This is a genomic window from Synechococcus sp. BA-120 BA3 (assembly GCF_034931285.1).
Lineage (GTDB): Bacteria > Cyanobacteriota > Cyanobacteriia > PCC-6307 > Cyanobiaceae > Cyanobium.
Genome location: NZ_JAYGHZ010000208.1, coordinates 1 through 903 on the forward strand (window position 1 = coordinate 1; position 903 = coordinate 903).

The following is a 903-nucleotide window of genomic DNA, read 5'->3' on the forward strand; positions in this document are numbered from 1 at the left end:
CCACTGGCTCATGCCCACCCCGTGGCCGTAGCCCCGGCCGCTGACCAGCAGGGCGGGCGCGGCCGGCGGGCGGCGGGTTCGCCAGGGGGCCTGCACCAGGCCGGAGGCCAGGGAGCGGATCCCCTCGGGGGTGAAGACGCCCTCCAGGGACGGCAGCGGGGGCGGGAAGGGGACGGCCTGGGGCGACGCCTCGAAGTCGAACCGGGCCAGGGTGCTGCGCAGGCCGAGCCGCTGGCGCAGCTCGGCGCCGGAGAGGAGCAGCGAGCCACGGGGGCCCGTCACCCGGGCCTGGCGGATGCGACCGGAGGTGGTGGTGGAGAGCACCTCGATACGGAAGGCCCCGTCGATCTCACGGAAGGCCTGGGCCAGCTTGTCGGGCTCGACCCGCAGCTGCCAGGCATGCACCGGGCTGGCCTGGTCGAAATCGGGCACGCTTACCAGGTAGGGCAGCTGCTGGCGCCAGATCTCGCCGCTGTTTTCGGTGAGGCCGCCACTGCTGCTGTGGAAGACCGCGTTGATCAGGGAGGAGCCATGCACCAGCACCTGGGAGCGGGTGCTGCGCACCGCCTCGCGGGTGGAATCGGTTTCAGCGTCCACCCCCTTGTAGACCTGGCTGGCCACGGTGGCCTTGAGGTCGAAGGGCTCCGCCGGCCGGCGCTGGCGCAGGGCGTAGGTGCGGGCCGCCACCGCCTGGGCCCGCAGAGCCGCCTGCGGCCAGCTGGCCGGCATCTCGCTGCCCACCACGCTGGGCAGGTAGCTCTCGACATCGATCAGATTGATCGCCTGCAGGCGATCGCCCTCGCTGCGCACCAGCAGGCGGCCGCGGTAGCGGCGCTGCTGCAGGGTCAGGACGGCCTCGCCGCCGGTCCCCCGTCCCGGTGCGGGATCGATCCAGGCCTGGCC

General features: G+C 73.5%; 1 protein-coding gene. It reads right to left on the reverse strand.

Features of this window, described 5'->3' with window-relative positions; translation table 11 throughout:
- The coding region (locus VB737_RS07315; RefSeq protein WP_500312255.1) for a SpoIID/LytB domain-containing protein at nucleotides 1-903 on the reverse strand (903 nt) is incomplete at both ends.